30 protein-coding genes are annotated in these 26456 nt (G+C 60.2%); 18 read left to right on the top strand and 12 right to left on the bottom strand.

Translation table 11 applies throughout. From position 1 onward, the window contains the following. Positions 1 to 216: hypothetical protein (locus QLG10_RS21825; protein ID WP_282488004.1), on the bottom strand; the 216-nt coding region annotated here is incomplete at its 3' end. Here QLG10_RS21825 and benA point away from each other — a divergent pair. Genes benA through QLG10_RS21805 form a run of 4 tightly spaced genes read left to right on the top strand, consistent with a single transcriptional unit; the run spans position 215 to position 3873 of the window. Further along, a complete protein-coding gene (gene benA, locus QLG10_RS21820) occupies positions 215 to 1579 on the top strand; it encodes a benzoate 1,2-dioxygenase large subunit (RefSeq protein ID WP_020800183.1) in 1365 nt (454 codons plus the stop codon). The genes QLG10_RS21825 and benA overlap by 2 nt on opposite strands. Continuing rightward, the gene (gene benB, locus QLG10_RS21815) at positions 1576 to 2064 is read left to right on the top strand and encodes a benzoate 1,2-dioxygenase small subunit (RefSeq protein ID WP_033042204.1); all 489 of its coding nucleotides are present in this window, start codon (positions 1576 to 1578) and stop codon (positions 2062 to 2064) included. Before benA ends, benB begins: the two co-directional genes overlap by 4 nt. A gap of 10 nt (positions 2065 to 2074) precedes the next feature. Beyond that, positions 2075 to 3088 carry a benzoate 1,2-dioxygenase electron transfer component BenC gene (gene benC / locus QLG10_RS21810; protein WP_110750745.1) on the top strand — a complete coding sequence of 338 codons (1014 nt, stop codon included), beginning with the start codon at positions 2075 to 2077 and terminating at the stop codon, positions 3086 to 3088. A gap of 11 nt (positions 3089 to 3099) precedes the next feature. Continuing rightward, positions 3100 to 3873 (top strand): 1,6-dihydroxycyclohexa-2,4-diene-1-carboxylate dehydrogenase, encoded by a 774-nt coding sequence (locus QLG10_RS21805; protein ID WP_110750743.1) that lies wholly within the window; start codon positions 3100 to 3102, stop codon positions 3871 to 3873. Positions 3874 to 3883: 10 nt separating this feature from the next. On the opposite strand, the gene QLG10_RS21800 is transcribed toward QLG10_RS21805, so the two are convergent. Continuing rightward, positions 3884 to 4246 (bottom strand): NUDIX hydrolase, encoded by a 363-nt coding sequence (locus tag QLG10_RS21800; protein WP_110750741.1) that lies wholly within the window; start codon positions 4244 to 4246, stop codon positions 3884 to 3886. A gap of 217 nt (positions 4247 to 4463) precedes the next feature. Between QLG10_RS21800 and QLG10_RS21795 the strand changes: the two genes are divergently transcribed. The 5 genes from QLG10_RS21795 to QLG10_RS21775 all read left to right on the top strand — a co-directional run bounded on the left by QLG10_RS21795 (position 4464) and on the right by QLG10_RS21775 (position 8354). Next, positions 4464 to 4661, top strand: a complete 198-nt coding sequence (locus tag QLG10_RS21795) for a DUF2188 domain-containing protein (protein WP_110750739.1) — start codon at positions 4464 to 4466, stop codon at positions 4659 to 4661. 139 nt (positions 4662 to 4800) lie between these two features. Next, complete coding sequence (locus QLG10_RS21790) at positions 4801 to 5742, top strand: fatty acid desaturase (RefSeq protein WP_248678616.1); 942 nt, start codon at positions 4801 to 4803, stop codon at positions 5740 to 5742. A gap of 138 nt (positions 5743 to 5880) precedes the next feature. Continuing rightward, entirely contained in the window at positions 5881 to 6669 is a 789-nt protein-coding gene (locus QLG10_RS21785; protein ID WP_282488003.1) for a PhnD/SsuA/transferrin family substrate-binding protein, read from the top strand. A gap of 117 nt (positions 6670 to 6786) precedes the next feature. Next, positions 6787 to 7332, top strand: coding sequence for a sigma-70 family RNA polymerase sigma factor (locus tag QLG10_RS21780; RefSeq protein WP_282488002.1), 546 nt, complete (start codon positions 6787 to 6789; stop codon positions 7330 to 7332). Continuing rightward, the gene (locus QLG10_RS21775) at positions 7329 to 8354 is read left to right on the top strand and encodes an ABC transporter substrate-binding protein (protein ID WP_282488001.1); all 1026 of its coding nucleotides are present in this window, start codon (positions 7329 to 7331) and stop codon (positions 8352 to 8354) included. Before QLG10_RS21780 ends, QLG10_RS21775 begins: the two co-directional genes overlap by 4 nt. Here the strand turns inward: QLG10_RS21775 and osmE are convergent. Together osmE and QLG10_RS21765 are read right to left on the bottom strand one after the other, a co-directional pair. Continuing rightward, a complete protein-coding gene (osmE, locus tag QLG10_RS21770; RefSeq protein WP_188264871.1) occupies positions 8348 to 8701 on the bottom strand; it encodes an osmotically-inducible lipoprotein OsmE in 354 nt (117 codons plus the stop codon). The genes QLG10_RS21775 and osmE overlap by 7 nt on opposite strands. Positions 8702 to 8714: 13 nt before the next feature. Further along, positions 8715 to 8954 (bottom strand): hypothetical protein, encoded by a 240-nt coding sequence (locus QLG10_RS21765; protein ID WP_110750728.1) that lies wholly within the window; start codon positions 8952 to 8954, stop codon positions 8715 to 8717. Positions 8955 to 9123: 169 nt separating this feature from the next. Here QLG10_RS21765 and QLG10_RS21760 point away from each other — a divergent pair, with 169 nt between their 5' ends. Then, positions 9124 to 9342, top strand: coding sequence for a hypothetical protein (locus QLG10_RS21760; protein WP_033044453.1), 219 nt, complete (start codon positions 9124 to 9126; stop codon positions 9340 to 9342). A 73-nt stretch (positions 9343 to 9415) separates the two neighbouring features. Further along, positions 9416 to 9754: a hypothetical protein gene (locus tag QLG10_RS21755; RefSeq protein WP_033044452.1), complete on the top strand. Its 339-nt coding sequence runs from the start codon at positions 9416 to 9418 to the stop codon at positions 9752 to 9754. Positions 9755 to 9757: 3 nt separating this feature from the next. On the opposite strand, the gene QLG10_RS21750 is transcribed toward QLG10_RS21755, so the two are convergent. Continuing rightward, positions 9758 to 10321 carry an Rrf2 family transcriptional regulator gene (locus QLG10_RS21750; RefSeq protein WP_282488000.1) on the bottom strand — a complete coding sequence of 188 codons (564 nt, stop codon included), beginning with the start codon at positions 10319 to 10321 and terminating at the stop codon, positions 9758 to 9760. A 300-nt stretch (positions 10322 to 10621) separates the two neighbouring features. Between QLG10_RS21750 and QLG10_RS21745 the strand changes: the two genes are divergently transcribed. Continuing rightward, on the top strand, positions 10622 to 11824 hold the full coding sequence (locus tag QLG10_RS21745) for an NAD(P)/FAD-dependent oxidoreductase (protein ID WP_282487999.1): 1203 nt from the start codon (positions 10622 to 10624) through the stop codon (positions 11822 to 11824). A 721-nt stretch (positions 11825 to 12545) separates the two neighbouring features. Here QLG10_RS21745 and QLG10_RS21740 read toward each other — a convergent pair. After that, positions 12546 to 13145, bottom strand: coding sequence for a helix-turn-helix domain-containing protein (locus QLG10_RS21740; RefSeq protein ID WP_020801132.1), 600 nt, complete (start codon positions 13143 to 13145; stop codon positions 12546 to 12548). Positions 13146 to 13413: 268 nt separating this feature from the next. Here QLG10_RS21740 and glnT point away from each other — a divergent pair, with 268 nt between their 5' ends. The 5 genes from glnT to QLG10_RS21715 all read left to right on the top strand — a co-directional run bounded on the left by glnT (position 13414) and on the right by QLG10_RS21715 (position 19220). Beyond that, entirely contained in the window at positions 13414 to 14748 is a 1335-nt protein-coding gene (glnT, locus tag QLG10_RS21735; RefSeq protein ID WP_282487998.1) for a type III glutamate--ammonia ligase, read from the top strand. 77 nt (positions 14749 to 14825) lie between these two features. After that, complete coding sequence (locus tag QLG10_RS21730; RefSeq protein ID WP_110750720.1) at positions 14826 to 15731, top strand: glutamine amidotransferase family protein; 906 nt, start codon at positions 14826 to 14828, stop codon at positions 15729 to 15731. An 11-nt stretch (positions 15732 to 15742) separates the two neighbouring features. Beyond that, positions 15743 to 16426 (top strand): protein glxC, encoded by a 684-nt coding sequence (locus tag QLG10_RS21725; RefSeq protein WP_188264874.1) that lies wholly within the window; start codon positions 15743 to 15745, stop codon positions 16424 to 16426. 20 nt (positions 16427 to 16446) lie between these two features. Continuing rightward, positions 16447 to 17769: an FMN-binding glutamate synthase family protein gene (locus tag QLG10_RS21720; protein ID WP_110750716.1), complete on the top strand. Its 1323-nt coding sequence runs from the start codon at positions 16447 to 16449 to the stop codon at positions 17767 to 17769. Between the two features lie 125 nt (positions 17770 to 17894). Further along, positions 17895 to 19220, top strand: a complete 1326-nt coding sequence (locus QLG10_RS21715) for an ammonium transporter (RefSeq protein WP_110750714.1) — start codon at positions 17895 to 17897, stop codon at positions 19218 to 19220. Between the two features lie 111 nt (positions 19221 to 19331). Here the strand turns inward: QLG10_RS21715 and folD are convergent, their stop codons facing one another. The 6 genes from folD to QLG10_RS21685 all read right to left on the bottom strand — a co-directional run bounded on the left by folD (position 19332) and on the right by QLG10_RS21685 (position 24611). Beyond that, positions 19332 to 20252, bottom strand: a complete 921-nt coding sequence (gene folD, locus QLG10_RS21710; protein ID WP_110750713.1) for a bifunctional methylenetetrahydrofolate dehydrogenase/methenyltetrahydrofolate cyclohydrolase FolD — start codon at positions 20250 to 20252, stop codon at positions 19332 to 19334. Positions 20253 to 20475: 223 nt separating this feature from the next. Continuing rightward, positions 20476 to 21837 (bottom strand): cytosine permease, encoded by a 1362-nt coding sequence (locus tag QLG10_RS21705; RefSeq protein WP_110750711.1) that lies wholly within the window; start codon positions 21835 to 21837, stop codon positions 20476 to 20478. 5 nt (positions 21838 to 21842) lie between these two features. After that, on the bottom strand, positions 21843 to 22520 hold the full coding sequence (locus QLG10_RS21700; protein WP_188264877.1) for an isochorismatase family cysteine hydrolase: 678 nt from the start codon (positions 22518 to 22520) through the stop codon (positions 21843 to 21845). Positions 22521 to 22612: 92 nt separating this feature from the next. Further along, positions 22613 to 22768 (bottom strand): hypothetical protein, encoded by a 156-nt coding sequence (locus QLG10_RS21695; protein ID WP_020801141.1) that lies wholly within the window; start codon positions 22766 to 22768, stop codon positions 22613 to 22615. A 133-nt stretch (positions 22769 to 22901) separates the two neighbouring features. Then, positions 22902 to 23945 carry an LLM class flavin-dependent oxidoreductase gene (locus QLG10_RS21690; protein ID WP_020801142.1) on the bottom strand — a complete coding sequence of 348 codons (1044 nt, stop codon included), beginning with the start codon at positions 23943 to 23945 and terminating at the stop codon, positions 22902 to 22904. Positions 23946 to 24125: 180 nt separating this feature from the next. Next, positions 24126 to 24611, bottom strand: coding sequence for a flavin reductase family protein (locus tag QLG10_RS21685; protein ID WP_110750707.1), 486 nt, complete (start codon positions 24609 to 24611; stop codon positions 24126 to 24128). A gap of 323 nt (positions 24612 to 24934) precedes the next feature. Here QLG10_RS21685 and QLG10_RS21680 point away from each other — a divergent pair, with 323 nt between their 5' ends. Beyond that, positions 24935 to 26341 carry a cytosine permease gene (locus QLG10_RS21680; RefSeq protein WP_282487997.1) on the top strand — a complete coding sequence of 469 codons (1407 nt, stop codon included), beginning with the start codon at positions 24935 to 24937 and terminating at the stop codon, positions 26339 to 26341. The last annotated feature ends 115 nt before the right edge of the window (positions 26342 to 26456 follow it).

The following is a 26456-nucleotide window of genomic DNA, read 5'->3' as shown; positions in this document are numbered from 1 at the left end:
TCCCACATTTGATCGCGTCCAACCTGAAGAAATACGGTCGAATGTGGGAGCGGCGGTGCGACGATTCGACTTGCTCGCGAAGAAGCCGGTACATCCACCACTGATGTTGCCCCCTGCACAAAACGGATAAAGGTCTGCACCCCGCGGATAGTCCCCCCCATTGCCCCGTCCTAGCATGAGCCTTGCCTGAACAATAACAATGGAGGCGGCGGCCATGACCCTGCGACCTGAATACCTTGAGTCCCTGCTTGAAGACGATCCAGAGCAGGGTATCTATCGCTGCAAGCGCGAGATGTTTACCGATCCGCGCCTGTTCGATCTGGAGATGGAACACATCTTCGAAGGCAACTGGCTGTATCTGGCGCACGAAAGCCAGATCCCCAACGTCAACGATTTCTACACCACCACCATGGGGCGCCAGTCGATCTTCATCGCGCGCAACAAGGACGGTGTGCTCAACGCCTTCATCAACGCCTGCAGTCATCGCGGCGCGACCCTGTGCCGGCACAAGTCCGGCAACAAAAGCTCCTACACCTGCCCGTTCCACGGCTGGACGTTCAACAACTCCGGCAAGCTGCTCAAGGTCAAGGACCCGGCTAACGCGGGCTACCCGAGCAGCTTCAACTGTGAAGGCTCCCACGACCTGACCAAGGTTGCGCGCTTCGAGTCCTATCGCGGTTTCCTGTTCGGTAGCCTCAAGGCCGATGTGGTGCCGCTGGTCGAGCACCTGGGCGAGTCGGCGAAGATCATCGACATGATCGTCGACCAGTCCACCGACGGCCTGGAAGTGCTGCGCGGTTCGTCCACCTATATCTACGAAGGCAACTGGAAACTCACCGCCGAAAACGGTGCCGACGGTTACCACGTCAGCTCCGTGCACTGGAACTATGCCGCTACCCAGAACCAGCGCAAACAGCGTGAAGCCGGTGACGAGAACCCGACCATGAGCGCCGGAAGCTGGGCCAAGCAGGGCGGTGGTTTCTATTCCTTCGACAAGGGCCACATGTTGCTCTGGACCCGCTGGGCCAACCCCGAGGATCGTCCGCTGTACGAACGTCGCGATGAGCTCGCCCAGGACTTCGGCAAGGCTCGCGCCGACTGGATGATCGAGAACTCGCGCAACCTGTGCCTGTACCCCAACGTGTACCTGATGGACCAGTTCAGCTCGCAGATCCGTATTGCCCGGCCGATCTCGGTCAACCGCACGGAAATCACCATCTATTGCATCGCCCCCAAAGGCGAAAGCGACCACGCGCGTTCGAGCCGGATTCGTCAGTACGAAGACTTCTTCAACGTCAGCGGCATGGCCACGCCGGACGATCTGGAAGAGTTCCGCTCCTGCCAGACCAGCTACCAGGGCAGCGTCACCACCTGGAACGACATGTCCCGTGGCGCCGAGCACTGGATCGAAGGTGCCGACGAGGCGGCCAAGGAAATTGACCTGCATCCGCTGCTCAGCGGCGTGCGTACCGAAGACGAAGGCCTGTTCGTGCTGCAACACAAGTACTGGCAGCAGACCATGCTCAAGGCCCTGGCTGCCGAGCAGTCGAAACTGATCGCCGTGGAGGACGTGCAATGACCATTTCCTATGAAGCGGTACGTGATTTCCTCTACCGCGAAGCACGCTACCTCGACGACCGCCAGTGGGATGAGTGGCTGGAACTGTACGCCCCCGACGCGACGTACTGGATGCCGTCCTGGGACGACAACGATGAGCTGACCGAAGACCCACAGCGGGAAATCTCGCTGATCTGGTACGGCAACCGCACCGGCCTTGAAGACCGCATCTTCCGCATCAAGACCGAGCGCTCCAGCGCCAGCGTGCCGGACACCCGCACGTCCCACAACATCAGCAACATCGAACTGCTCGAGCAAGCCGACGGAATGTGCAAGGTGCGCTTCAACTGGCACACCCTGAGCTTTCGCTACAAGACCGTCGACAGCTATTTCGGCAGCAGTTTCTACACCCTTGATGTGCGCGGTGAAAACCCCTTGATCAAGGCCAAGAAAGTGATCCTGAAGAACGACTACGTTCGTCAGGTCATCGATGTTTACCACTTGTGAGGCAGCCGTCATGACCCATTCCATTGCGTTCAATTTCGAAGACGGCGTCACTCGTTTCATCGACGCCAACGCTGGCGAAACCGTGGCCGATGCCGCGTACCGCCAAGGCATCAATATTCCGCTGGACTGCCGCGACGGCGCCTGCGGCACCTGCAAGTGCTTTGCCGAGGCGGGCAGCTACGATCTGGGTGAGGAATACATCGAAGACGCCCTCAGTCCTGAAGAGGCCGCGCAAGGCTTTGTCCTGACCTGCCAGATGCGCGCCAAGAGCGATTGCGTGGTGCGGGTGCCGACGTCCTCGGAAGTCTGCCGCACCCGCCAGGCCAGCTACGACGCCACCATCAGCGCGGTGCGCCAGTTGTCCGACAGCACCATCGCGTTGTCGATCAAGGGCGAGTCCTTGAGCAAACTGGCGTTCCTGCCAGGCCAGTATGTGAACCTGGGCATTCCCGGCAGCGAGCAGACCCGCGCCTATTCGTTCAGCTCGTTGCAGCGCGACGGCGAAGTCAGCTTCCTGATCCGCAACGTGCCTGGCGGCCTGATGAGCAGCTTCCTCACCGGCATGGCCAAGGCTGGCGACAGCATGAGCCTGGCAGGCCCCCTGGGCAGTTTTTACCTGCGTGATATCCGTCGACCCTTGTTGCTACTGGCGGGCGGCACCGGATTGGCGCCGTTCACCGCGATGCTGGAGAAGATCGCCGAGCAGGGCAGCGAACACCCGTTGCACTTGATCTACGGTGTGACCAACGATTTCGACCTGGTGGAAATCGATCGCCTGGAAGCCTTCGCCGCGCGCATCCCCAACTTCACCTACAGCGCCTGCGTGGCCAGTCCCGACAGCCAGCACCCGCTCAAGGGCTACGTGACCCAGCACATCGAACCCAGGCATTTGAACGATGGCGACGTCGACGTGTACCTGTGCGGCCCACCGCCGATGGTTGAAGCGGTGAGCAAGTACATCGGCGAGCAAGGCATCAATCCTGCGAATTTCTACTACGAAAAATTCGCCGCCAGCGCGGCGTGAGGTTTCCTTCCATGAACAGATTTCACGACAAAGTCGCGCTGATCACCGGAGCTGCCCAGGGCATCGGTCGGCGCGTGGCTGAGCGCATGGCGGAGGAAGGCGCGAAGCTGATCCTGGTCGATCGCTCCGAGCTGGTGTTCGAGGTTCAGCAGCAGTTGGCGAAGGACAGCCAGGTCCTGGCCCTGACCGCCGACCTTGAGCAATACGAGGAATGCAACCGGGTCATGCAAAGCGCCGTCGAGCGTTTCGGTCGACTCGATATACTGGTCAATAACGTCGGCGGGACCATCTGGGCCAAGCCATTCGAGCATTACGAGGCGTCGCAGATCGAGGCCGAGGTGCGCCGTTCGTTGTTCCCGACCCTGTGGTGCTGCCATGCGGCATTGCCGTACATGTTGCAGCAGGGCAGTGGCGCGATCGTCAACGTATCGTCGATCGCCACCCGCAGCGTCAACCGTGTGCCCTACGGCGCAGCGAAGGGCGGGGTGAATGCGCTGACCGCCTGCCTGGCGTTCGAAACCGCCGGACGCGGGGTGCGAGTCAACGCCACTGCGCCGGGCGGCACCGAAGCCCCGCCACGGGTTATCCCGCGTAACAGTGCCGAGCAGAGTGAGCAAGAAAAGGTCTGGTACCAGCAGATCGTCGATCAGACACTCGACAGCAGCTTGATGAAGCGCTACGGCACGCTGGATGAACAGGCAGCAGCCATTTTGTTCCTGGCCAGCGATGAAGCGTCCTACATCACCGGCATGATCATGCCAGTGGGCGGCGGCGACCAGGGCTGAAGCGCGTGAACTACAGGCGACGTTGAAACGCTTTGATGATCCGCAGCGTGGCGTCGCTTGGGTTCAGGTTGTGCACCGCATTGAGCGGGTACCAGAGGCAATCGAAAATTTCGTTTTGCGGCCGTGCCTGCTCCGGATTCGGCAACGATGCTTCGTAGACATGGTGACGGGTGCCGCCTGTTTCCAGCTCCATCAGGTACAGCATATCGTCGGCACCCAGTCCGGTTTCCTCCAGTAACTCGCGCACCGCGGCATCCTGCGCGGTCTCGCCACGCTCCACCTTGCCCCCGGGCAACATCCAGCGACTCCTGGGTTTGCGCACCAGGAGTATGTGCCGGTCCTGCTCGCAAATGACGGTTGCACGTACTTTCATGGGCTCTTTCAATCCGGAATGTCATAAAACTGTAACAAAAATGCAATATTCAGGCCGCAACCCATTGCATGTTTCCTGGATATTTTGAGCGGCAGGCGTGTCTAAAAGTGCAATCGCGCTGCCGTGTACTGACTCGACGTCCGGTCGGCATCTTCACGGCAGCGGGGTGTAAGGTAGGGAAGTCAACCCTGCGATCACTGCCAAGATGGAGGTGACTATGAGCGTCCCGATGTTGAACAAGATGCACATGAACGGCTACGACGTACTCAGTGTCAACAACGGCCCGTGGCGGGTCTGCACCCAAGGTGACCGGCTTGGCTCGTTTGCCAGTCGCGAAGAGGCGCTGGCCTTTGCGGCTGCGTTGCCTGGCTATAAGGCGCGTGCCGGCAAGGCTCGCAATCAGCAAGCCACATGATTGCCCGTGTGTGATCGTTCCCACAGCGTGGGAACGATCACAAGCACGTTGGCCCATCGCTCCTTACGAACAAAATAATCTGCAAGAAAACTCGACGCCGTTGCACAGAAGGGGATTGGTCTCCGATCTGAGCAACGCCATGCCCCATTACTTCGATAGCGCCCACCGTGTAGAAATCGAAACCTTGCGCCAACGCCTGACCGCTCGCACCGAGTGGCCGACCTGGTTGCTGCTGTTCGGCGTGTACGCTGGCTGGTTCGCCATCGTACTGGGCAGTGGTGGGTTGGGCCTGTGGTGGAGCACATTGTTGTTGATCCCGTTGCTGGTGCTCTGGTTGTCGGTGCAGCACGAATTGCTTCACGGCCATCCCACCCGCTGGGCAGCGCTGAACAAGCTCCTCGGCTACGCGCCGTTCGCCGTCTGGTACCCCTACACCCTGTATCGCGACAGCCATTTGTTGCATCACCGCGACGAAGACCTGACCCTGCCTGGCCGCGATCCTGAAAGCCGTTACCTGAGCGCCGAGCAATGGCAGGGCAGTTCACTGTTCGAACGAGGCCTGCACTGGCTGAACAAAACCGTGCTGGGTCGTTTTGTCCTTGGGGCTCCACTGGCCTTGTTGGCGTTGGCCCGGGAGGAGGTGCAACGCCTGAAGACCGGTGAGCGACAGGCCTGGTCGATGTGGCTCAGCCACGGCACGGTGACCCTGCTGATGCTGTTGTTTATCGGCCGCTACAGCGTGCTTCCGGTCTGGCATTACCTGTTGCTGGTCAGCGTGCCGGCGCTATCGATTGCGATGATCCGCTCCTACTATGAACACCGACCCCATGCCGAGCCCGAGCAAAGGACAGTCATCAATGAGGCCGCCTGGCCGTGGCGCTGGCTGTTCCTGAACCTCAACCTGCACCTGGTGCATCACGACTTGCCGGGGCTGGCCTGGTACGACTTGCCCCGCGCTTACCACGCGCGTCGCCAGCAATGGCTGGCGCGCAGCGGCGGGTTCCTGGTGCAGGGATATGGCCAGTTATGGCGTCGGCACGGGGTAAAGGCCATCGATAGCCCGCGGCATCCGTTCCACTGATTGCGAATGAGGTCCCCTGTGGGAGCGCGCCTGCTCGCGAAAGCGCTGCGTCAGGCGACATCAGCGTTGAGTGTGCTGGCCTCTTCGCGAACAGGCTCGCTCCCACTATTGAAATTACGTTGCATGGGAAGTTTTTCGATGAAACGGCAACTCGCTGAATTACTGATGTACGTCGCCCCCGAACCGGTGCGCCAGGCCAACGAGCGTTGGCTGAGCCGCATCCTCGAGCGATTGGGGGCCACGCGCCGCAGTGCCGAAGGGCTTTCGCTGATGGACCTGTGGCTGTCCCCGCACTTGCTGCTGACGCAGACCTGCGGCTATCCGTTGATGACGGCATTGCGTGGTCGGGTGCGGATCATCGGGCGTCCTCGTTATGAGCTGCCGGACGCCAGTGGCGGCAATCATTGCAGCCTGTTGCTGGGTCGCGCCGATGATCCAAGGCGCAGCTTGCCGGCCTTTCGCGACAGCCGCGGTGTGATCAATGGCGAAGACTCCAACAGCGGCATGAACCTGCTGCGTCACCGACTGGCGCCGCTGCATCGAGACGGGCGTTTTTTTGCAGATGTCGGTATCAGCGGCAGCCACCGCGAAAGCCTGCGCTGGTTGCGGGAGGGTAAAGCGGACCTGGCGGCCATCGACAGCGTAACCTTTGCCTACCTGGCGCGACATGCCAAAGAAGAAGTGGCTGGCCTGCGGATCGTCAATCGCAGTGCATTCAGTCCGACATTGCCCTACATCACCGCAACTACCGTCACCGAGCAACAGGCTGGGCACATTCGGCAGGTGATGAACCAGGCGTTGCAGGAACCTGGGGTCGCTGAAATCCTTGGTTTGCAACAGATCCTGCCCGCTACCGAGATCGACTATCAAATCGTTCTCGACTACCAGCGAGAGGCTGAGGATCTGGGATTCGGACGATTGTGTTGAAATTCCTTAATAGAATATAAAAATTCTTTTTAAGTATTATTAATGAATAAGGCTCCTTGTTAGGATCGCCGCACCGGATCACCGGACATTCAGCGACCCCTGACCTTTGGAGCCTCTATGTCCGGCACCGACCTTTCCCATCGTCACGACGTGGGCGGATTATTCCGCGCGCATTACCCTTGGCTCTGCGCACGGCTGCGTCGGTATCTGGGGACCAGCCCCAGCGTCGAAGACATCGCCGCCGAGTCCTTTCTACAGCTACTCGAATCGTCGGGACTGAACCCGATCCGCGAACCTCGCGCCTTGCTCACCACCATTGCCCATCGGTTGATCTTTCAGCTCTGGCGCCGTCGCGATCTGGAACGCCAGCACCTTGAACAGATGCAACACGTGGATCAGCAACAAGAAGCGCTCTCGCCCGAAGAGCAGGTGCAATTGATCCAGGCGTTACATGGCATCGAGCGCACGCTTGAACGCTTGCCGCGCAAGGTTCGGGCCACCTTCCTGTTGTCGCGGATCGACGGCCTGACCTACCCGCAAATTGCCGCCCGCCTGGGTATTTCCCAACGCTCGGTCAGCGACTACATGACTCGCTCCCAAGCCCTGTGTAACCGGCACAGCGCCAACCAACCCTTGAATGCCCTGACCCGGAGGTCCGCATGAGATCGTTCAAAACCCTGCTCGGCAGTTCACTGCTGGCCCTGAGCCTTATGGCGGCCCAGGTTCCCGCCGCGGACAAAAACGTCCCGATTCACTTTGGTGACATCACTTGGGAAAGCGGCAGCCTCATCACCGAAATCCTTCGAGTGATCGTCGAGAAAGGTTACGGCTACCCGACAGATACCTTGCCGGGCAGCACTGTCAGCCTCGAAGCGGCCTTGGCCAGGAACGATATCCAGGTGATCGGCGAAGAGTGGGCCGGGCGCAGTCCGGCGTGGGTCAAGGCCGCGTCCGAAGGCAAAGTGTTCGGTCTGGGCGATACGGTCAAGGGCGCCACCGAAGGTTGGTGGGTACCGGAATACGTGATCAAGGGCGACCAAGAGCGGGGTATCAAGCCCCTGGCCCCGGAACTGAAATCCGTCGCCGACCTGGCCCGCTACAAGGACGTGTTCCGCGACCCGGAAGACCCCAGCCGTGGACGCTTCCTCAACAGCCCAACCGGCTGGACATCGGAGATCGTCAACAGTCAGAAGCTCAAGGCCTATGACTTGGCCGACAGCTTCGTCAACTTCCGCACAGGTTCGGGTGCGGCACTGGATGCCGAGGTGGCTTCCTCGATCCGTCGGGGCAAACCGGTGCTGTTCTACTACTGGTCGCCGACGCCGCTGTTGGGGCGTTTCAAGTTGGTTAAACTCGACGAGCCGGTGTTCGACGCCGAAGCCTGGAAGACCCTGGCCGACGCCAACAACCCGCATCCAAAGGGCACTCGGTCGATGCCGGCCAGCCTGGCGATTGGTGTGTCCGCGCCTTTCAAGGCGCAGTACCCGGACCTGGTGGCATTCTTCGAGAAGGTCGACCTGCCGATCGATCTGCTGAACCATACCCTTGGCCAGATGAGCGAAAAGCGCCTGCAACCGCGCCAAGTGGCAGAAGCCTTCCTGCGTGACCAGCCGCAGATCTGGAAGGGCTGGGTACCGGGGGAGGTGGCTGATCGAGTCACTGTGCAATTGTTAGCGGCTCAATAGCCTCCACCGCCGCTGCTGCGGGACGGTTCCCTGGCCTTTTGCTGCGCATGGCTCCATTCGGCACAGGTCATGAAGCTTTTATGATCGACCTTGCCCTGGCCATCGAAGCTGACGTTGTACCGTTGCTGATGGCCTGGCTGGCTCAGGTTGTAGTCAAAACAGGTGCCGGGTTCGACCGTACGGTCGGAGATCGACAGGGGTGGGCCGCCGATTTGCTCGACTTGCTCCTTGCTCATGCCGGTCTCGACCTTCGCCACCAGCGGCTGGTCCCGATAGACCTGTGAGTCGGTGCTGCAGCCGGCCAGCACCGTGATCAGGGTGGCAAGCGCGTAGACGGACCCGTTCACGGCCGGACTCCCGCTAAACAGCCTTGTTTCGACTGATGATCTTGGCTTTCACTTCTTCGGCATAGCCTGACAGCCGTTGTTCATCGCCCTGAAACAGATCGCACAGCCGCTTCACGGCTTCTGCATCGACATCGTTGCCCGTCAGGCGCAATTGTTCGGCGATGCGCAACAGCTCCACCGCCGACCATCGCAGGTCCGATGCAAGCCCTTGCAGGTCACGCCGAAGCACTTGTTCATGTTCGTTGAGCCACATGATGATCTCCCGTAACGTCGTGCTACGAAATTTTAGACCCATTCACGCGCAGCGGCGTTGTATTCGTCTGATGCCAAAGGGCTTCCATTGGTCGGGAAATTTGCGCGTTTTGCAAAATCCGCTGTCGTAGTGAAGTGCCGACATTTTACCAGGGCAGGGTCCGTTCAAAATGACGACAACCGATGACTTCAGGGCGCATGCCCGGGAACTGAAAGCCGATCTGGATGCGGCCACCAGTGAAATGATGAAACTCATCTCCGAGCACCAGTTCAGCGGGCCGGAATGGGAGCGGGTCAGTCAATGGCAACACGAAGCCTTCGAACGATGGACAAGTTTTTTGAACGAGCGCTCCTACCCGGACAGCGGCAATCACAGCATCAGCCCCTGAGGTTCGATGCAACAAAATGGCTGTTAGCGCGGCAACAGGCTACATTTTATTTTTTCAGGTTTAAGGACGCTTCATGAGTCGAATGTTGATGGGGGGAGTGGTGATGGCGTTGTTGGCGGGATGTTCGTTGCCTGCGTCCCTGGTGCCGGGAGAGCCGAACTACAACAAACCGAGCGATAAGATACCCAAGGAGTTAGCGGCGTGTGTATTGCCGGCCTGGCAAAAGGAGATCCCCAAGACAACCCAGACATCGATATCCAACGGCTACAGGATCACCGCGCCGAGCATCATAACGGCCGATGAAGTGCTGGATATCGTCAAGTACAAGGACGGCAGCCGGGTCTCATTGTACCAGGGGCCGCCCTGGGCAAAGTCAGGCGCGATGCGCCAGGCTGTGCGCGACTGCCTGTAGGGATCAGCCTTTGATCTCGGTGACCTGGATCAGTTGATCGGCCTGGGCACCGACGGTGCCTTTCTTTTCCCTGCGCTCACTCATCCAGCTGTCGACCTGCGCATTGAACTGCGCAGGCGCCTTACGCCCGACCTTTCTGGCGATGTCCAGGATGGTCTGCTGGGCGAGGGCTTCCTCCATGCGTTTCTGCGCGATCAGCATGGCGCCGTGTACCGAGCAAGGGCCGTCCAGCGCCCACTCGGGAACCTCGCCCTCGAACAATGCGCAGCGACCGCGAATTTCCCGGCATTCGAAAATGGCCTTGCGCCCGTCGATCGCATTGACGATGTCCAGCAGGCTGATCTCATCGGCCGGCCGCGCCAGCTTGAATCCCCCACGCACACCTTCGGTGGCGACCACCAGTTTTGCCTTGGCCAGTTTGGTGAAGATTTTCGCCAGGTAGTCCAGTGGCACGCCTTGCAACTCTGCCAGGTCACGCACGCTCGCCTCGCGGGTCTCACCACCATTGCCCACCAGGAAAATCAGGCAATGAATGCCGTACTCGACGCCCGCGCTGTAAAGAGACATATCGATCTCCGACTAATGTTGTCGTAAATATTATCAGCTGACCCTTAGCCAGGCAACGATCTGGAATGTTACTCCAGGTCCTGGAAAGCCCATCAAGAGCGCGGATTTGGCGTGGTGTGACAGGTCTATCGACGGCCTCGATTCGAACCATTGAGAAAAACAGCTTGCTCGAATTAACTACGATCAATACAGTCGTAGTTGTCGGGTCGGGAGCGGAATACGCTTTCAGCCGGAAGCGGGTGCCGACCTCCTGACCCCTTAACCCAATTCACTGCCTGGTTTTTCCCCCTGGAGTTAAAAATGAAACAACGCATCCTGGTAATTGGCGCAGGTTTCGGTGGCATGTGGAGCGCCTTGAGCGCCACCCGCCTGTTCGATATCCACGGTCACAATGACGTTGACGTAACGGTGCTGGCGCCCCAGGCCGAACTGCGCGTACGTCCACGCTTCTACGAGCCGAACGCCCACCAGCTGGCGGCTCCCATCGGCGAGCTGTTCGATGCAGTGGGCGTCAAGTTCATCAAGGGGGCTGCCGAGACCATCGACGTCGAGCAAAAGCGCGTGGGTTACATCGATGCCCGGGGCGAAAAACAAGTCTGTATCTACGACAAACTCGTTCTGGCCACTGGCAGCCGTCTCGCACTGCCTGACACCCCGGGTGTGGCCGAACATGCGTTCGACGTCGATCAGATCGAACAGGCCATACGCCTGGAAGCCCACCTCAAGTCCCTGGTCAACCACCCGCAGAGTCAGGCACGCAACACGGTCGTGGTGGCTGGCGGTGGCTTCACCGGCATCGAAACGGCCACTGAAATGCCAACCCGTTTGCGCGCCATCCTGGGTGAGGGTGCGGACATCAACGTGATCATCGTCGATCGCGGTGACAAGGTAGGCGGCTCCATGGGCCCGCAAATCGCCGAGAAAATTGCCGAAGCCAGCGAGGAAACCGGGGTCAAATGGCAGCTCAAGGCCTCGGTTGTCGCTGTCGATGAAAACGGCGTGACCTTGTCCGACGGCCGGCGCATCGACGCCAAAACCGTCATCTGGACCACCGGCGTGCGCGCCAGCGCGCTGACCGAGCAGATCCCCGCCGAGCGCGACCACCTTGGCCGCCTGCACGTCGACGCGCACCTGCAAGTCATTGGCCAGCCAGACATCTTCGCCACCGGCGACGTGGCCTACGCGGCCAGCGATGACATCGGCAACCATGCGCTGATGACCTGCCAGCACGCCATTGCGCTGGGCCGTCATGCCGGCAATAACGTTGCCGCGCAGATCCTCGGTGTGGACCCGACGCCGTACAGCCAGCCCAAATACGTGACCTGCCTGGATCTGGGGGCTTGGGGGGCGGTCTACACCGAAGGTTGGGATCGCCAGGTCAAGCTGACGCGCCAAGAAGGCAAGTCTTTGAAGACGCAGATCAACACAGTGTGGATTTATCCGCCGGCTGCTGATCGAGAAAGCGCTTGGGCGGCGGCGGATCCGTTGATTCCGGTTGCCTGAATGGTGTGGGGTTGTACGGTTCGATAAATCCTGCCCGGAGAATTCCGGGCGGGATTTTTTTGCAGACGCACATGTTAAGACTTGAGCCAGCGGTGCGGCGATCCGACTTGCCGGCGCGGCTGCACTCGATCCACTGTAGGAGCTGGCTTGCCAGCGAAGGCGGCCTGACAGCCAACCCATCTCACGGCTGCACTCGATCCACTGTAGGAGCTGGCTTGCCAGCGATGACGGCCTGACAGCCGCCCAATCTCGCGCGGCTGCACTCGATCCACTGTAGGAGCTGGCTTGCCAGCGAAGGCGGCCTGAGAGCCGACCTGTGTTTTGTTGACTGTGTACATATCCATTGCTGCGGTAACGGCGGCTTATGGTTTCGCCCTTACGGCGAGTCCCTTTTGTCAAACGCCACAAAAGGAACCAAAAAGTCTTGCCCCAGCGTCCGGCCCCTCGCTAAGGCTCGGCGTTCCTTCGCTCCGGTATCCATCCGGGGACACTGCCCTCCGGTTGGCTTCGCTGCACCTGCATGCAGCGTGTTCGACTGCGTCGAACGGCGCTGCGCGCCAATCCCCGGATGAACACCTCCGCTCAGCCTCCCGAAGGGGCGGGTGGATCAAGAGCCAAAGCAACAGCAAAAGCAACAGCAAAAAGCAACAACAACAGCAACAGCAACAGCAACAGCAATAACCAAGCTAAGCGGGCGGCCTGAGTTCGGTTTGGGCCTGGATCACTCCTTGTCGCTGCCGTAGTTCATGATCGACAACATCCGGATCGGTACCTGCACCAACGCCTCAGGCCCATGGGGAATTTCGCCCTCGAAGGTCAGGCTGTCCCCAGCCTCCATGCGATACAGCTGATTGCCGTGGCGATAAATCAGCTCACCTTCAAGCAAATGCAAAAACTCGGTGCCGGGGTGGGAAAAGGTTGGAAATTCTTCGCTGGCGTCATCCATGCTCACCATGTAGGCCTCGAAGCTCTTCTTGGGCCCGCGGGTGTGGTTAAGCAAATGGTAGGTGTGGCCTTTCTCTGTTCCCCGGCGCACCACCTCCATGCCCTGGTCGGCCTTGACCAAGAGTGCGCTGCCGTCCTGCTGGTCGTACTCACTGAACAATTTCGATAGCGGCAAGCCCAGCACGTCACACAGGCGGCTGAGGGTGTCGAGGCTGGTCGAGACCTGGGCGTTTTCGATCTTGCTCAGCATGCCCTGGCTGATATCGGCGATTTTCGCCACATCGGACAATTTCAGGTCCTGGGCCTGGCGCTGGCGCTTGATCTGCAAGCCCAGGTATTGCTCAAGCTTGAGGCGAGGGGCGGTTTCGGTTGGCATAGTCGTCTGCACGCTTTCCGTTCAGTAATATTAGTTTCGCACTGAGAAAGTGCAAGTGGCGGCGTTCGCAACACATCCATCAACCAATATTCCCATGGGGAAAAGATTTTTCCCATATAAACAGCACAACAGGGGGGTTATCACGCACCCGTCGCGAATCTGGCAAGGGGCTTGCATTCCTATTGGGAAACAAACTTTCTTTTCAGGAATAAATGGAAAGTCAGGGCCAACCCACTAGAGATTTGCCTTTCGCGAGGAGTGACGAGCAATGTTGCCAGCAGAAACCCAGCGCATCATCGACAAGCACGGCATCAAGTACGTGCTTGCGCAGTTTGTCGATATCCATGGTGCGGCCAAGACCAAGTCGGTGCCGATCTGTGGGCTCAAGACAGTGGCCGAAGAGGGCGCCGGTTTTGCCGGGTTCGCGATCAGTGGCATGGGCATGGAGCCCCACGGTCCGGACTTCATGGCCCGTGGCGATCTGGCCACGTTGACGCCCGTGCCCTGGCAGCCGGGGTATGGCCGGGTGGTGTGCGTCGGGCATGTCGATGGCAAACCGCATCCCTATGACAGCCGTTATGTCTTGCAGCAGCAGATCCGGCGGCTGCAGGACAAGGGCTGGACCCTAAATACCGGCCTGGAGCCGGAGTTCAACCTGATGCGCCGCGACGAGCAGGGCAAGTTGCAACTGGTCGACCTGAGCGACAACCTGGACAAGCCTTGCTACGACTACAAGGGTCTGTCGCGCTCCCGAGTGTTCCTTGAACGCTTGACCGAAGCCTTGCAGGCAGTGGATTTCGAGGTCTATCAAATCGATCACGAAGACGCCAACGGCCAATTCGAGATCAACTACACCTACAGCGATGCCATGACTTCGGCAGATCGCTTCACCTTCTTTCGCATGGCCGCCGGCGAGATCGCCAATGACCTGGGCATGATCTGTTCATTCATGCCCAAGCCCGACCCGAAGCGCGCCGGCAACGGCATGCACTTTCACCTGTCGATCAGCAGCGCCGAGAACAGGAATCTGTTCCACGACGCCAGCGACCCGAGCGGCATGGGCCTGTCGAAAATGGCCTATCACTTCGCTGCCGGTCTACTTGTCCATGGCCCGGCGCTGTGTGCCTTTGCCGCGCCTACGGTCAACTCCTACAAGCGTCTGGTGGTGGGCAATTCGTTGTCCGGCGCTACCTGGGCGCCGGCGTTTATTGCCTTCGGCGCCAATAACCGTTCGGCAATGGTCCGGGTGCCTTACGGCCGCCTGGAGTTTCGCTTGCCGGATGCCGGCTGCAACCCCTATCTGGTCAGCGCCGCGATCATCGCCGCGGGTCTGGACGGCATCGACCGCCAACTGGAAATCGACCACGTCTGCAACGAAAACCTCTACAGCCTGAGCCTTGCGCAGATCGCCGCGCGCGGCATCAAGACCTTGCCGCAATCGCTCAAGGAAGCCTGCGATGCGCTGGAGGCCGACCCGTTGTTCGCCGAAGTGCTGGGCCCGCAGATCGTGGGCGAGTTCATCAAGCTCAAGCGCATGGAGTGGGTGGAGTACAGCCGGCATGTGAGTGACTGGGAAGTCGCGCGCTACACCGAATTTTTCTAAGCGCGAGCAGACGCGCAAAAACGAACCATCTCGCAGCTTGAAACTTGCGGCTGCCGAACGTAGTGAGGACTGTTGTCATGTGTGGAATCGTAGGTCTTTACCTGAAAAACCCGCAGCTGGAATCCCGGCTGGGCCAACTGTTCGAGCCGATGTTGCAGGCCATGACCGACCGTGGCCCGGACAGCGCCGGCTTTGCCATCTATGGCGATGAAGTGGCTGCTGGCTGGGTCAAGCTGACCCTGCAGGCAACCCACGAAAGCTTCGATTGGCCGGCCCTGATGGGCGATCTGGAAGGTCGTCTCGGCTGCTCGCTGGACTGGTTCCAGAACGCCAGCGCCGCTGTATTGAAAATCCACGCAGAGGAAACTCCGGTGCGTCTGGCCCTCGCCGAACTGGCGCCGGGCGTGCGCGTCATGAGCGCCGGGCAGAGCATCGAGATCCTCAAGGGCATGGGCTTGCCCCAAGAGATTTCCCAGCGCTTTGGCCTGGCTGGCATGCAGGGTAGCCACATCATTGGCCACACCCGCATGGCCACCGAAAGCGCGGTGACCCTGGAAGGCAGCCACCCGTTTTCCACCGGTGCCGACCTGTGCCTGGTGCACAACGGCTCGCTGTCCAACCACTTTCGCCTGCGCCAGGCACTCAAGCGTGAAGGCATCCAGTTCGAAACCGACAACGACACCGAAGTGGCCGCCGGTTATCTGACCTGGCGCCTGCAGCAGGGCGATTCGTTGAAAGAGGCACTGGACCATGCACTGGAGGACCTCGACGGTTTCTTCACCTTCGCCATTGGTACCCGCAACGGCTTCGCGGTGATCCGCGACCCGATTGCCTGCAAGCCGGCAATCCTCGCCGAGACCGACGACTACGTCGCCATGGCCTCGGAATACCAGGCGCTGTCGAGCCTGCCGGGCATTGAGAACGCCAGGATCTGGGAGCCGGCACCGGCCACCTTGTACATCTGGGAACGCGAGTCAGCTTAAGGAGCGCACACATGAAAACCATCGATCTTTCCATTGCCAGCGTGCGCGAACTCAATCAGGCGTTGCATGACCAGGTGCACAACGTAGAAGACCGTGAGTGGGTGGTGACCCATGCCAACGGCAAGCACAACCTCGCCGTCGGGGTGAACCAGGCCGTGTCCATCGATATCCAGGGGCACGCCGGTTATTACTGCGCGGGCATGAACCAGCAAGCGAGCATCACCGTGCACGGCAACGCCGGTGTGGGTGTCGCGGAAAACATGATGTCAGGCGTGGTGCGGATCAAGGGCAGCGCGTCCCAGGCCGCCGGCGCCACCGCCCACGGCGGGTTGCTGGTAATCGAAGGCGATGCCGGGGCCCGCTGCGGGATTTCCATGAAAGGCATCGACATCGTGGTCGGCGGCAGCATTGGCCACATGAGCTGCTTCATGGGACAGGCCGGGCGTTTGGTCGTCTGCGGCGATGCCGGTGATGCGCTGGGCGATTCGCTGTATGAAACGCACATTTACGTGAAGGGCAGGGTCGCGTCGCTGGGGTCGGACTGCATCGAGAAAGAGATGCGTGCCGAACACCTGGAAGAACTGCAAGTGCTGCTCAAGCGCGCCGGTTTCGAGCACAAGGCCGCCGACTTCAAGCGCTATGGCTCGGCCCGTCAGTTGTACAACTTCAAAGTCGATAACGCGTCCGCGTACTGATCCACGCAAGGAGAACAGATATGAATGAGAAAACCCCTCCAGTGCTGCGCGAGTCCGCGACTTTCGACCGCCTGACCATCCAGGAAATCCAGCGCGCCGCCGAAACCGGCATCTATGACATTCGCGGCGGTGGTACCAAGCGCAAGGTCCCGCACTTCGATGACTTGCTCCTGCTCGGCGCCAGCGTGTCGCGCTACCCGCTGGAAGGCTATCGGGAAAAGTGCGGCACCGATGTGATCCTCGGCAACCGCTTCGCCAGGAAACCGATCCACCTGAAGATCCCGGTGACCATCGCCGGCATGAGCTTCGGTGCACTGTCGGCCAATGCCAAGGAAGCCCTGGGCCGTGGTGCGACCATCGCTGGTACCAGCACCACCACCGGTGATGGTGGCATGACCCCGGAGGAGCGTGGGCAGTCGCAGCATCTGGTCTACCAGTACCTGCCATCGCGCTACGGCATGAACCCGGATGACCTGCGCAAGGCGGACGCCATCGAAATCGTCCTGGGGCAGGGCGCCAAACCCGGTGGCGGCGGCATGTTGCTGGGCATGAAAGTCACCGAGCGGGTGGCAGGCATGCGCACCTTGCCGATCGGCGTCGACCAGCGCAGCGCCTGCCGTCATCCGGACTGGACCGGCCCGGATGACCTGGCGATCAAGATCGCCGAGATCCGCGAAATCACCGATTGGGAGAAGCCAATCTACGTCAAGATCGGGGCCAGTCGCCCGTACTACGACGTCAAGCTGGCGGTGAAGGCCGGGGCCGACGTGATCGTGCTCGACGGCATGCAGGGCGGCACGGCGGCGACCCAGGAAGTGTTCATCGAACACGTGGGGATTCCGATTTTGCCGGCCATCCCGCAAGCGGTACAGGCTTTGCAAGAGATGGGTATGCATCGCAAGGTTCAACTGATCGTCTCGGGAGGGATTCGCAACGGTGCCGACGTGGCCAAGGCCATGGCGCTGGGCGCGGACGCGGTGGCCATTGGCACGGCGGCCCTGATTGCGCTGGGCGACAACCATCCGCGGCTGGATGAAGAACTGCACAAGATTGGTTCAGCCGCAGGCTTTTATGACGACTGGCAGAACGGCCGTGACCCGGCAGGGATCACCACCCAGGACCCGGAGCTGTCCAAGCGCCTGGACCCGGTGGAAGGCGGTCGCCGCCTGGCCAATTACCTGCGAGTGCTCGTGCTGGAAGCCCAGACCATGGCCCGCGCATGCGGCAAGTCGCACTTGCATAACCTTGATCCGGAGGATCTGGTGGCATTGACGGTGGAATCGGCGGCCATGGCGCGGGTACCGCTGGCGGGAACCCGCTGGATCCCGGGTTCCGGTTTCTGAGGTGGGTTTGGATCGATCCCACGCTCTGCGTGGGATCGATCACATTAGGGGGCCCGCCAAGAGGCTCACGCGCCAACACTTGCTCGCTGCCGACACTTCCCATTTCCATTGCAGGAGCTTTGAACATGGTCAATCGTCTTCTCGGCAAATCCCTTGTTGGCTTATTGGCGAGTGGTGCGCTGGTGCCCTTGGCGCAGGCTGCCGATGCACCAGCATTGAACACCGGCAGCACCGCCTGGATGGTGACCGCCACGGTATTGGTGCTGTTCATGTGCCTGCCCGGTCTCGCCCTGTTCTATGGCGGCCTGGTGCGGGCGAAAAACATGTTGTCGTTGTTCACCCAGTGTTTCGGCATCGCCGGGGTGGTGGGCGTCCTGTGGGTGATCTACGGCTACAGCATGGTGGTTGACACCACGGGCATGGTCGAGGGCGAGGTGTCCTTCAACAGTTTTGTCGGCGGCATGAGCCGGGCCTTCCTGGCCGGCATGACTCCGCAAAGCCTGGTCGGCGAGATTCCGGAAGGGGTGTTCGTGACCTTCCAGATGACCTTTGCCATCATCACCCCGGCGCTGATCGCCGGTGCCTTCGCCGAACGCATGAAATTCTCGGCGGCGTTGCTGTTCATGGCACTGTGGTTCACCCTGGTGTACGCCCCGGTGGCGCACATGGTCTGGGGTGGTGCGGGGGCCTTGATGCATAACTGGGGAGTCCTCGATTTTGCCGGTGGCACCGCGGTGCACATCAATGCCGGCGTCGCCGCGCTGGCCGCCTGCCTGATCCTGGGCAAGCGCAAGGGCTATGAAAATACCCCGATGCCGGCGCACAACCTGAGCCTGACCATGGCCGGTGCAGCGATGCTCTGGGTCGGCTGGTTTGGCTTCAATATCGGTTCCGGTGGCGGCCTCAGTGGCACGTCCGGCATCGTTATGCTCAACACCCAGCTGGGAGCGTGCGCCGGGATTCTTGGCTGGATGTTCACCGAGTGGTTCAAGGTCGGCAAGCCGAGTGCACTGGGCCTGGCCAGTGGTGCCCTGGCCGGTCTGGTGGGGATTACGCCGGCGTGTGCCTATGTGGGCGTGGGCGGCGCACTGGCCATTGGTTTGTTATGCGGGGTGTTCTGTTACTTGAGCGTCACCGTGCTCAAGCGCCGCTTCGGTTACGACGACAGCCTCGACGTGTTCGGCCTTCACGGAATCGGCGGGATGATTGGCGCAGTGTTGACCGGTGTGTTTTGCGTGCCGTCGCTGGGCGGGCTGGTGGAAGGCGTGAGCATGGGCGGGCAGGTGCTGGCGCAGATCAAGGGTGTAGCGCTGACAACGGTGTATTGCTTCGTCGTCAGCTGGATCATTCTTAAAGTGGTGAATGTCGTGGTTGGGCTGCGAGCCGATGAGTCGGTGGAGGAGTTGGGCCTGGATCTGGGCGAGCACAATGAGCGCGCCTACAACCAATGATCGACAGTGATCTACCTGTAGGAGCGAGCCCGCTCGCGATGGTCTAAAGAACGCCGTGTTCAGCCAGTAAGCACGCGTTATCGTTAACGACCATCGCGAGCATGCTCGCTCCTACAGCAGTGGACGCAGAACCGGTTCGAGTTGGCGAGTCCGGACCCCACGCTGCAACTGGCTGGCAACCAGGGTGTTCTTCAGCAGATAAGCAATGGTCATCGGCCCGACGCCACCGGGCACCGGCGTGATTGCGCTGGCGACAGTGCGTGCACTGGCGTAGTCGACATCGCCGACCAGTCGAGTGCCCGATGCGGTGGTGATGCGATTAATCCCCACATCAATCACCACCGCCCCGGGCTTGAGCCAGCTGGCGTCAATCATCTGTGGGCGTCCCACCGCGACCACCACGATGTCCGCCATCCGGCACAATGTCGGCGCATCGACGCTGCGCGAGTGCACCACGCTGACCGAGCAATCGGCCTGCAACAACAGCGTCGCCATGGGTTTGCCGACAATGTTCGAACGGCCGATGACGACTGCATGCAGGCCACTCAAGTCACCGCAGGTTTCCTGCAGCAGCCGCATGCAGCCGCTGGGTGTGCAGGGCGTCAGTACTTCGATCCCTTGAACCAGTCCACCGACGTTTTCCCGATGAAAACCATCCACGTCCTTGATCGGGTCAATGGCATGAATCACCGCCGCTTCATCGATGTGGGCCGGCAGTGGTAATTGCACCAGGATGCCGTTCACCGTGACGTCGGCGTTCAACTGCGCGATCAGTTGCAGCACGTCGTTCTGGCTGGCGTTTTCCGGCAGGCGGTATTCCAGCGAGCGGATGCCGACTTCCTTGGCCCGCAGCAGCTTGTTGCGCACATACACCTCGCTGGCCGGGTCTTCACCGACAAGCAGTACAGCCAGGGCGGGGAAGATCTGTTGGCGGGCCAGGACCTGAACCTCTTCTCGAACCTCGTCGAGAACCTTGGCAGAGATTGCTTTGCCGTCGATATCGCGGGCCAGTGCGGGGTTGGTGCTGGTCAAGGTAGGTCACCGTTGTCTGGATTGAGTGAAGGTGTAGCGGTCTTCAAGGCGTCCTCGCGCCCCGCTGATTGATCAGGGACGCGCAGGCAAGAATGCTCAGGCTACCAGTTGATGGCAGCCATACACCACCCGTACTCCGCAGGATTCAGTGTGCTTAATCAACGACTGGGGCCAGGGCACGACGCCGGGCATGGCACCCGGCGTCGTGGTCTTCAGGGAGGGATCAGGACAGTTCGCCGACTCGCTCGGCCCGCTTGCCGAGTTTCATCAGCCAGTAATAACTCAAGGCCGGCACCAGCAAGCCCACCAGCCAGGCCAGGTCGACACCATCGAGGGCCGTGGCGACCGGACCGACGTAAAGCGTGGTATTCATGAACGGAATCTCCAAGGCAATCGCCAGGACGAAACTGCCGCAGGCGATCCAGTTGACCCGTCCATAAATCCCGTTGAGGTCGAAGATGTCATCGATCCGGTATTCACCCTTGCGCAGGCAATAGAAGTCCACCAGATTGATCGCCGTCCAGGGAATCAGGAAGTAGCTCATGAAGAAAATGAAGTTGAGGAAGAAGGTGATGAAGTCGTCCTGACTGATGGTGCACAGTCCGGTCGCTATGACGCTGATCACCAGCATGAACAGGCCGCGTACCCGTGGCGTCACCTTCAAGCGCGCGAAGGGTTCGATCACCGTGATGGTCGACATGAACGCCCCGTACAGGTTGAACACGTTGATCGACACCTGGCCATAGACGATGAAGGCGAAGAGCAGGATCGCGCCGCTGCCAAACAGCCCGGCAACATGGCCTCCGACATTACTGGAGAAGTCGCCGATCCCGACGCTCAGGATCGCCCCGAGAATCATCATCCAGGCACCGCCGCTGACCGTGCCGGCGTAGCTGTACCAGAACACCTGTGCGGCGTTCGCGCGGCTTGGCAGGTAGCGAGAATAGTCGGCGACGTAGGGCGCGTAGGACAGCTGCCAGGTCACGGCAATGCTCACCGCCACCAGGAACTTCGACAGCGAGAAGCCCGTCGGCAGCCATTGTTCGGCCGGGATCGTCAGTTGCAAGGCGAGCAACGTGGCCGCGGCGAACACCAGCAGCGAGAGGATCGACAGCAGCTTCTGCAAGCGGTGAATCAATCGATAGCCATACAGCGCAACCACGAAACACAAGGCGCCGATCAGGTAGATGTTGCCGCTTGCCGGCAACGGGCTGACCGACTCCAGCGCCTGCGCCGCGAGCAGTGTGTTGCTGACGAAGAACCCCAGATAGATCAGCATCACGAACAGCAGCGGCAGCACCGCCCCGAGTACACCGAACTGCGCACGGCTCTGGATCATCTGCGGGATGCCCAGCTTGGGCCCCTGGGCGGAATGGGAGGCCATGAAAATCGCCCCCAGCAGCGAGCCGACGACAATTGCCAGGGCGCTCCAGAACAGGTTGAGCCCCATCACCACCGGCAGCACCCCGGAGGCGATGGTGGTGATGTTCATGTTGGCGCCGAACCAGATGAAGAACAGCGACCCTGGCCGGCCATGGCGTTCGGCTTCGGGAATGAAATCGATGCTTCTTTTTTCGACTTGCATGGCGATTACTCCTGAGTCCGCACGAGGTGGGTTTGCAGCCGGGCAATGGTGCCTGGCAGTTCATGGGGCTGGTGGGCGAACAGGTCCGGATGCTCGGGATTGAGACTCAAGTAGTCGAGGTTTTGCAGGGCGCGCCGGCATTCGCTGCTGGTGAGGATTTCCAGGGAGTAGACCCAGTTGGCCATGATCAACAGGGCCGAGTAGTGCCCGGCCAGGGTGGTCGTGGTGCAGGCGTCGCTGACCAGGCGAGTGTGATAACCCAGGGCGAACGCATCGAACACCGTGGTCAGCACGCAGACATCGGTGAGCACGCCGCTGATGATCAGGGTGTCGACGTCCAGCGCCTTGAGCCGGGCATCCAGATCGGTACGGTGGAAGGCGCTGTAGCGGCCTTTGTCGATAATGGCCTCATCAGGCCGCGGTGCCAGGCGTTCGATGATCTCTACCTGGCGGGTGCCGGCGCGGTAGCCGCTCGGACCACCATCGCACGCACGGGGCTCGCCGCGTGGCAGGTCGTTGCCATCGGCTTGATTGATGTGGCGGGTGTAGAGGATCGGGACCTTCTGCTGGCGAGCGGTATCGAGAAGGTCGGCCGTGTTGGCCACCACCTTGTCGAAGTGTTCGAGGACGAAACCGTCCTCCTGTTGCATGTCGATGATCAACAGGGCGTTGTTATTGTTCATGGGGCAAACCTGATCATGAGCCGAAGCACAATGCACGGTGCATACCGCGCAATGAAGCGGTATGGCGTGCGTGACGTTCTATTTGGGCAGGCTCAGTAAACGGGTTGCCAGAAGCCGTTCTGCTTGGCGGAAACACTGGCGGGCAGGCGCTTCAAATGGATATGCGAAGCGGTCCATTCGCCGCGCAGGTAAGCCTGCGCGGCGCCGGAGGGAAGGGGGAGTGACCGGAGATGACCATTATTGAGCATGGAAATCGAACCTGGACATCATTCAACAAACCTTGTGAGAGCGAGCCTGCTCGCGAAGAGGGTTTCACATCCAACATCAATGTCGACTGTCAGATCGCTTCGCGAGCAGGCTCGCTCCCACAGAGGGGTGGGCTCAGCGGAACGCTGGCACTACGTGCTTGATAAACAGCTCCAGGGATTTCTTCTTCTCGGCATGCGGCAGGCTGTTGTCGCACCAGAAGCTGAACTCGTCGACGCCAAGCTCCTGGTAGTACTTGATGCGCGGGATGATTTCTTCCGGGGTGCCGATCATCGCGGTCTTGTGCAAGCTCTCCAGTTCGAACTCTGGACGGCCGGCGAATTTCTCTTCCGGACTCGGTGCCAGGAAGCCGTTGACCGGGGTTTCCTTGTTGCCGAACCAGGCATCGAAAGTGCGGTAGAACTTGGCGATCGCCTTGGCCCCGACCTTCCAGCCTTCGGGATTGTCGACCGAATGCACGTGGGTATGACGCAACACCATCAATTGTGGGCGCGGCACGTCCGGGTTGTTGTCCAGGGCGGTCTGGAATTTGTTCTTCAGGTCGAGGACTTCTTCGTCGCCTTTCATCAGCGGCGTGACCATCACGTTGCAGCCGTTGGCGACGGCGAAGTTGTGCGAGTCCGGGTCACGGGCGGCGATCCACATCGGCGGGTTCGGCTTCTGGATCGGCTTGGGCACGCTGGTGGAGGTCGGGAATTTCCAGATGTCGCCGTCATGGGCGTAGTCGCCTTGCCACAGGGCTCGAACCACCGGGACCATCTCGCGCAATGCCTGGCCACCAGAGGAGGCTGGCATGCCGCCGGCCATGCGGTCGAATTCAACCTGGTAAGCGCCACGGGCCAGGCCCACTTCCATGCGACCGTTGCTGATGACATCGAGCAGTGCGCATTCGCCGGCGACCCGGATGGGGTGCCAGAACGGCGCGATGATGGTGCCGGCGCCAAGATGAATGGTGGTGGTCTTGCCAGCCAGGTACGCCAGCAGTGGCATCGGGCTTGGCGAAATGGTGTATTCCATGGCGTGGTGTTCACCGATCCATACGGTGCTGAAACCACCGGCTTCGGCCATCAGCGTCAGTTCGGTCAGGTCTTCGAACAACTGGCGGTGGCTGACGCTTTCGTCCCAACGTTCCATGTGTACGAACAGGGAAAATTTCATGACGCTACCTCGAATCTCTTGTGGTCGACCCGTCGACTGCGGGGCTGTTGATTATTGGTATACCATAATACGGACATGCTGCAAAATCTATCAGATCAAAAGATCGCAGCCTTCGGCAGCTCCTACAAAAGCTCACATACTCCCTGTAGGAGCGGCCGAAGGCTGCGATCTTTTGCTGTGTCAGGCCAGAACGGGCAGGGCGCCCATCTTGCCGTGGCAATACACCAGTGGCCCGGCATTGTGTTGGGGCACGATCAGGTTCTTCACCGCGCCGACCATGATCGCGTGGTCGCCCCCTTCATACTCGCGCCACAGTTCGCATTCGATAACCGCCGTGGCGTTGGCCAGGATCGGGTTGCCGAGTTCGCTCAACGTCCACTCGATGCCTTGCGCTTTGTCCTTGCCCTTGCGTGCGAAGGCATAGGCTTCACTCTGCTGGCCGCCGGACAGCACATGAATGGCGAAGCGTTTGTTCCTGATCAGGACCGGGTACGAGTCTGAGCTGTAGTTAGGGCAGAACAGCACCAGGGCCGGGTCCATCGACAGCGAGCTGAAGGCGCTGGCGGTCAGGCCGACGATCTGCCCGTCGTCGTCAAGGGTGGTGATCACGCAGACGCCGGACGGGAACGAGCCCATGACTTGTTTGTAGATGGCGGCATCGATCATTGGACTGTCCTCGGGAGTGGAACGTGGTTTTTATGAATTTGTAGGTCTGATGGTATACCGTAATACATCGTTTGCAAGGGCTTTTTTGGTCGTCCGATAAACGTATGCCTGTGGTCTTGAAGTCAGTGTTTGCGGGGCTTTCAGCCAGGCAACCGGTGTAGATCTGCCGGAGAATACCGGATCAGATGGGCGCTTAAAGACCGAATCAGTCTTGTGCAAATGTTGGAATACCATAATATGGTGCGCATCTGAGGGGCGGCCAGAGAGTCCCCCCGGTTTGGCTTCATACAAAGATAAGAACAGACAAACTCGAGTTCATGCATATGTCCCAGATGTCCCGGCAAGACCCGTTGATCGAAAATCACACGGTCGATTACGTTCCACTCGCAGAGCGCCATGGGAAGGCCCGCGATCTCTTCACCCTGTGGTTCAGCACCAACATCGCGCCGCTGCCCATCGTCACCGGTGCCATGGTGGTCCAGGTGTTCCATCTCGACCTGTTTTGGGGGCTGCTGGCGATTGCCCTCGGGCACATGGTGGGCGGGCTGGTGATTGCCCTGGCCTCGGCGCAGGGGCCGCGCATGGGTATTCCACAAATGGTCCAGAGCCGTGGCCAGTTCGGCCGCTATGGCGCGTTGCTGATCGTGTTCTTCGCCGCACTGATCTACGTCGGCTTCTTCATCTCCAACATCGTCCTGGCGGGCAAGTCGATTGTCGGCATCGCGCCCTCGGTACCGGTGCCGGCGAGCATCCTGATCGGAGCGCTCAGCGCCACGGCGATCGGCGTGATCGGTTACCGCTTCATCCATTCGCTCAACCGCATCGGCACCTGGGTCATGGGCAGCGCCTTGCTCGCCGGGTTCCTCTACATCTTTGCCCATGACCTGCCGGCGGACTTTTTCACCCGGGGTGGTTTTAACCTGTCCGGCTGGCTGGCCACCGTGTCCCTGGGGATCATCTGGCAGATAAGCTTTTCGCCCTACGTGTCTGACTATTCGCGTTACCTGCCGGCGGATATCGGCATTGCCAAGCCGTTCTGGGCCACCTACCTGGGGGCAACCCTGGGCACGATCCTGTCCTTCACCTTCGGTGCGGTGGCTGTGTTGGCGACGCCGGAAGGTACTGAAGCGATGGCCGCGGTGAAGCAATCCACCGGCTGGCTGGGACCGATCCTGATGGTACTGTTCCTGCTCAATATCATCAGCCACAACGCCTTGAATCTGTATGGCGCGGTGCTGTCGATCATCACCTCGATCCAGACGTTCGCCAGTCAGTGGACGCCGAGCATCAAGGTGCGCGTGGTCTTGTCGAGCGGGGTGCTGGCGGGTTGCTGTGTGGTGGCATTGGGCGCTTCGGCGGATTTCATCTCGCAGTTCATCGGGCTGATCCTGGCATTGCTGCTGGTGCTGGTGCCATGGGCTTCGATCAACCTGATCGACTTCTATGTGATCAAGCGTGGGCGGTATGACATTGCCTCGATTTTCCGTGCGGATGGCGGGATGTATGGGCGCTTCAATCTGCATGCGATCGTGGCGTATTTCATCGGGATCATTGTGCAGTTGCCGTTTGCCAACACGTCGTTGTATGTGGGGCCTTATGCCAATCTGGTCGAGGGTGCCGATTTGTCCTGGCTGGTGGGGTTGGTGGTGACGTGTCCGCTCTACTACTGCCTGGCTACGCGTGGGCGGGTTCAGCAGGGTAGGGCCTCGGGACTGAGTTATACCGACTGACGTTTTGATCGCTGGTGTTTGTCTTAGAGGTGTACATATCCATTCCTGCGGTAACGGCCACTTATGGTTTCGCCCTTACGGCGAGTCCCTTTTGTCAAACGCCACAAAAGGAACC

The organism is Pseudomonas sp. V98_8, assembly GCF_029967975.1.
Taxonomy (GTDB): Bacteria; Pseudomonadota; Gammaproteobacteria; order Pseudomonadales; family Pseudomonadaceae; genus Aquipseudomonas; species Aquipseudomonas umsongensis.
Note: the sequence above shows the minus strand (reverse complement) of the source record. Positions and strands in the feature narration are given on the sequence as shown.

Coding starts and splice junctions, on each gene's coding strand:
- QLG10_RS21775 (WP_282488001.1), top strand. CDS start 7,329: ATGAGATCGTTCAAAACCCTGCTCGGCAGTTCACTGCTGGCCCTGAGC.
- QLG10_RS21780 (WP_282488002.1), top strand. CDS start 6,787: ATGTCCGGCACCGACCTTTCCCATCGTCACGACGTGGGCGGATTATTC.
- QLG10_RS21760 (WP_033044453.1), top strand. CDS start 9,124: ATGACGACAACCGATGACTTCAGGGCGCATGCCCGGGAACTGAAAGCC.
- benB (WP_033042204.1), top strand. CDS start 1,576: ATGACCATTTCCTATGAAGCGGTACGTGATTTCCTCTACCGCGAAGCA.
- benC (WP_110750745.1), top strand. CDS start 2,075: ATGACCCATTCCATTGCGTTCAATTTCGAAGACGGCGTCACTCGTTTC.
- QLG10_RS21730 (WP_110750720.1), top strand. CDS start 14,826: ATGTGTGGAATCGTAGGTCTTTACCTGAAAAACCCGCAGCTGGAATCC.
- QLG10_RS21690 (WP_020801142.1), bottom strand. CDS start 23,945: ATGAAATTTTCCCTGTTCGTACACATGGAACGTTGGGACGAAAGCGTC.
- QLG10_RS21765 (WP_110750728.1), bottom strand. CDS start 8,954: ATGTGGCTCAACGAACATGAACAAGTGCTTCGGCGTGACCTGCAAGGG.
- QLG10_RS21805 (WP_110750743.1), top strand. CDS start 3,100: ATGAACAGATTTCACGACAAAGTCGCGCTGATCACCGGAGCTGCCCAG.
- QLG10_RS21800 (WP_110750741.1), bottom strand. CDS start 4,246: ATGAAAGTACGTGCAACCGTCATTTGCGAGCAGGACCGGCACATACTC.
- glnT (WP_282487998.1), top strand. CDS start 13,414: ATGTTGCCAGCAGAAACCCAGCGCATCATCGACAAGCACGGCATCAAG.
- QLG10_RS21695 (WP_020801141.1), bottom strand. CDS start 22,768: ATGCTCAATAATGGTCATCTCCGGTCACTCCCCCTTCCCTCCGGCGCC.
- QLG10_RS21740 (WP_020801132.1), bottom strand. CDS start 13,145: ATGCCAACCGAAACCGCCCCTCGCCTCAAGCTTGAGCAATACCTGGGC.
- benA (WP_020800183.1), top strand. CDS start 215: ATGACCCTGCGACCTGAATACCTTGAGTCCCTGCTTGAAGACGATCCA.
- QLG10_RS21750 (WP_282488000.1), bottom strand. CDS start 10,321: ATGTCTCTTTACAGCGCGGGCGTCGAGTACGGCATTCATTGCCTGATT.
- QLG10_RS21680 (WP_282487997.1), top strand. CDS start 24,935: ATGTCCCAGATGTCCCGGCAAGACCCGTTGATCGAAAATCACACGGTC.
- QLG10_RS21700 (WP_188264877.1), bottom strand. CDS start 22,520: ATGAACAATAACAACGCCCTGTTGATCATCGACATGCAACAGGAGGAC.
- QLG10_RS21725 (WP_188264874.1), top strand. CDS start 15,743: ATGAAAACCATCGATCTTTCCATTGCCAGCGTGCGCGAACTCAATCAG.
- QLG10_RS21785 (WP_282488003.1), top strand. CDS start 5,881: ATGAAACGGCAACTCGCTGAATTACTGATGTACGTCGCCCCCGAACCG.
- QLG10_RS21755 (WP_033044452.1), top strand. CDS start 9,416: ATGAGTCGAATGTTGATGGGGGGAGTGGTGATGGCGTTGTTGGCGGGA.
- QLG10_RS21715 (WP_110750714.1), top strand. CDS start 17,895: ATGGTCAATCGTCTTCTCGGCAAATCCCTTGTTGGCTTATTGGCGAGT.
- QLG10_RS21705 (WP_110750711.1), bottom strand. CDS start 21,837: ATGCAAGTCGAAAAAAGAAGCATCGATTTCATTCCCGAAGCCGAACGC.
- QLG10_RS21745 (WP_282487999.1), top strand. CDS start 10,622: ATGAAACAACGCATCCTGGTAATTGGCGCAGGTTTCGGTGGCATGTGG.
- QLG10_RS21685 (WP_110750707.1), bottom strand. CDS start 24,611: ATGATCGATGCCGCCATCTACAAACAAGTCATGGGCTCGTTCCCGTCC.
- QLG10_RS21790 (WP_248678616.1), top strand. CDS start 4,801: ATGCCCCATTACTTCGATAGCGCCCACCGTGTAGAAATCGAAACCTTG.
- QLG10_RS21720 (WP_110750716.1), top strand. CDS start 16,447: ATGAATGAGAAAACCCCTCCAGTGCTGCGCGAGTCCGCGACTTTCGAC.
- QLG10_RS21795 (WP_110750739.1), top strand. CDS start 4,464: ATGAGCGTCCCGATGTTGAACAAGATGCACATGAACGGCTACGACGTA.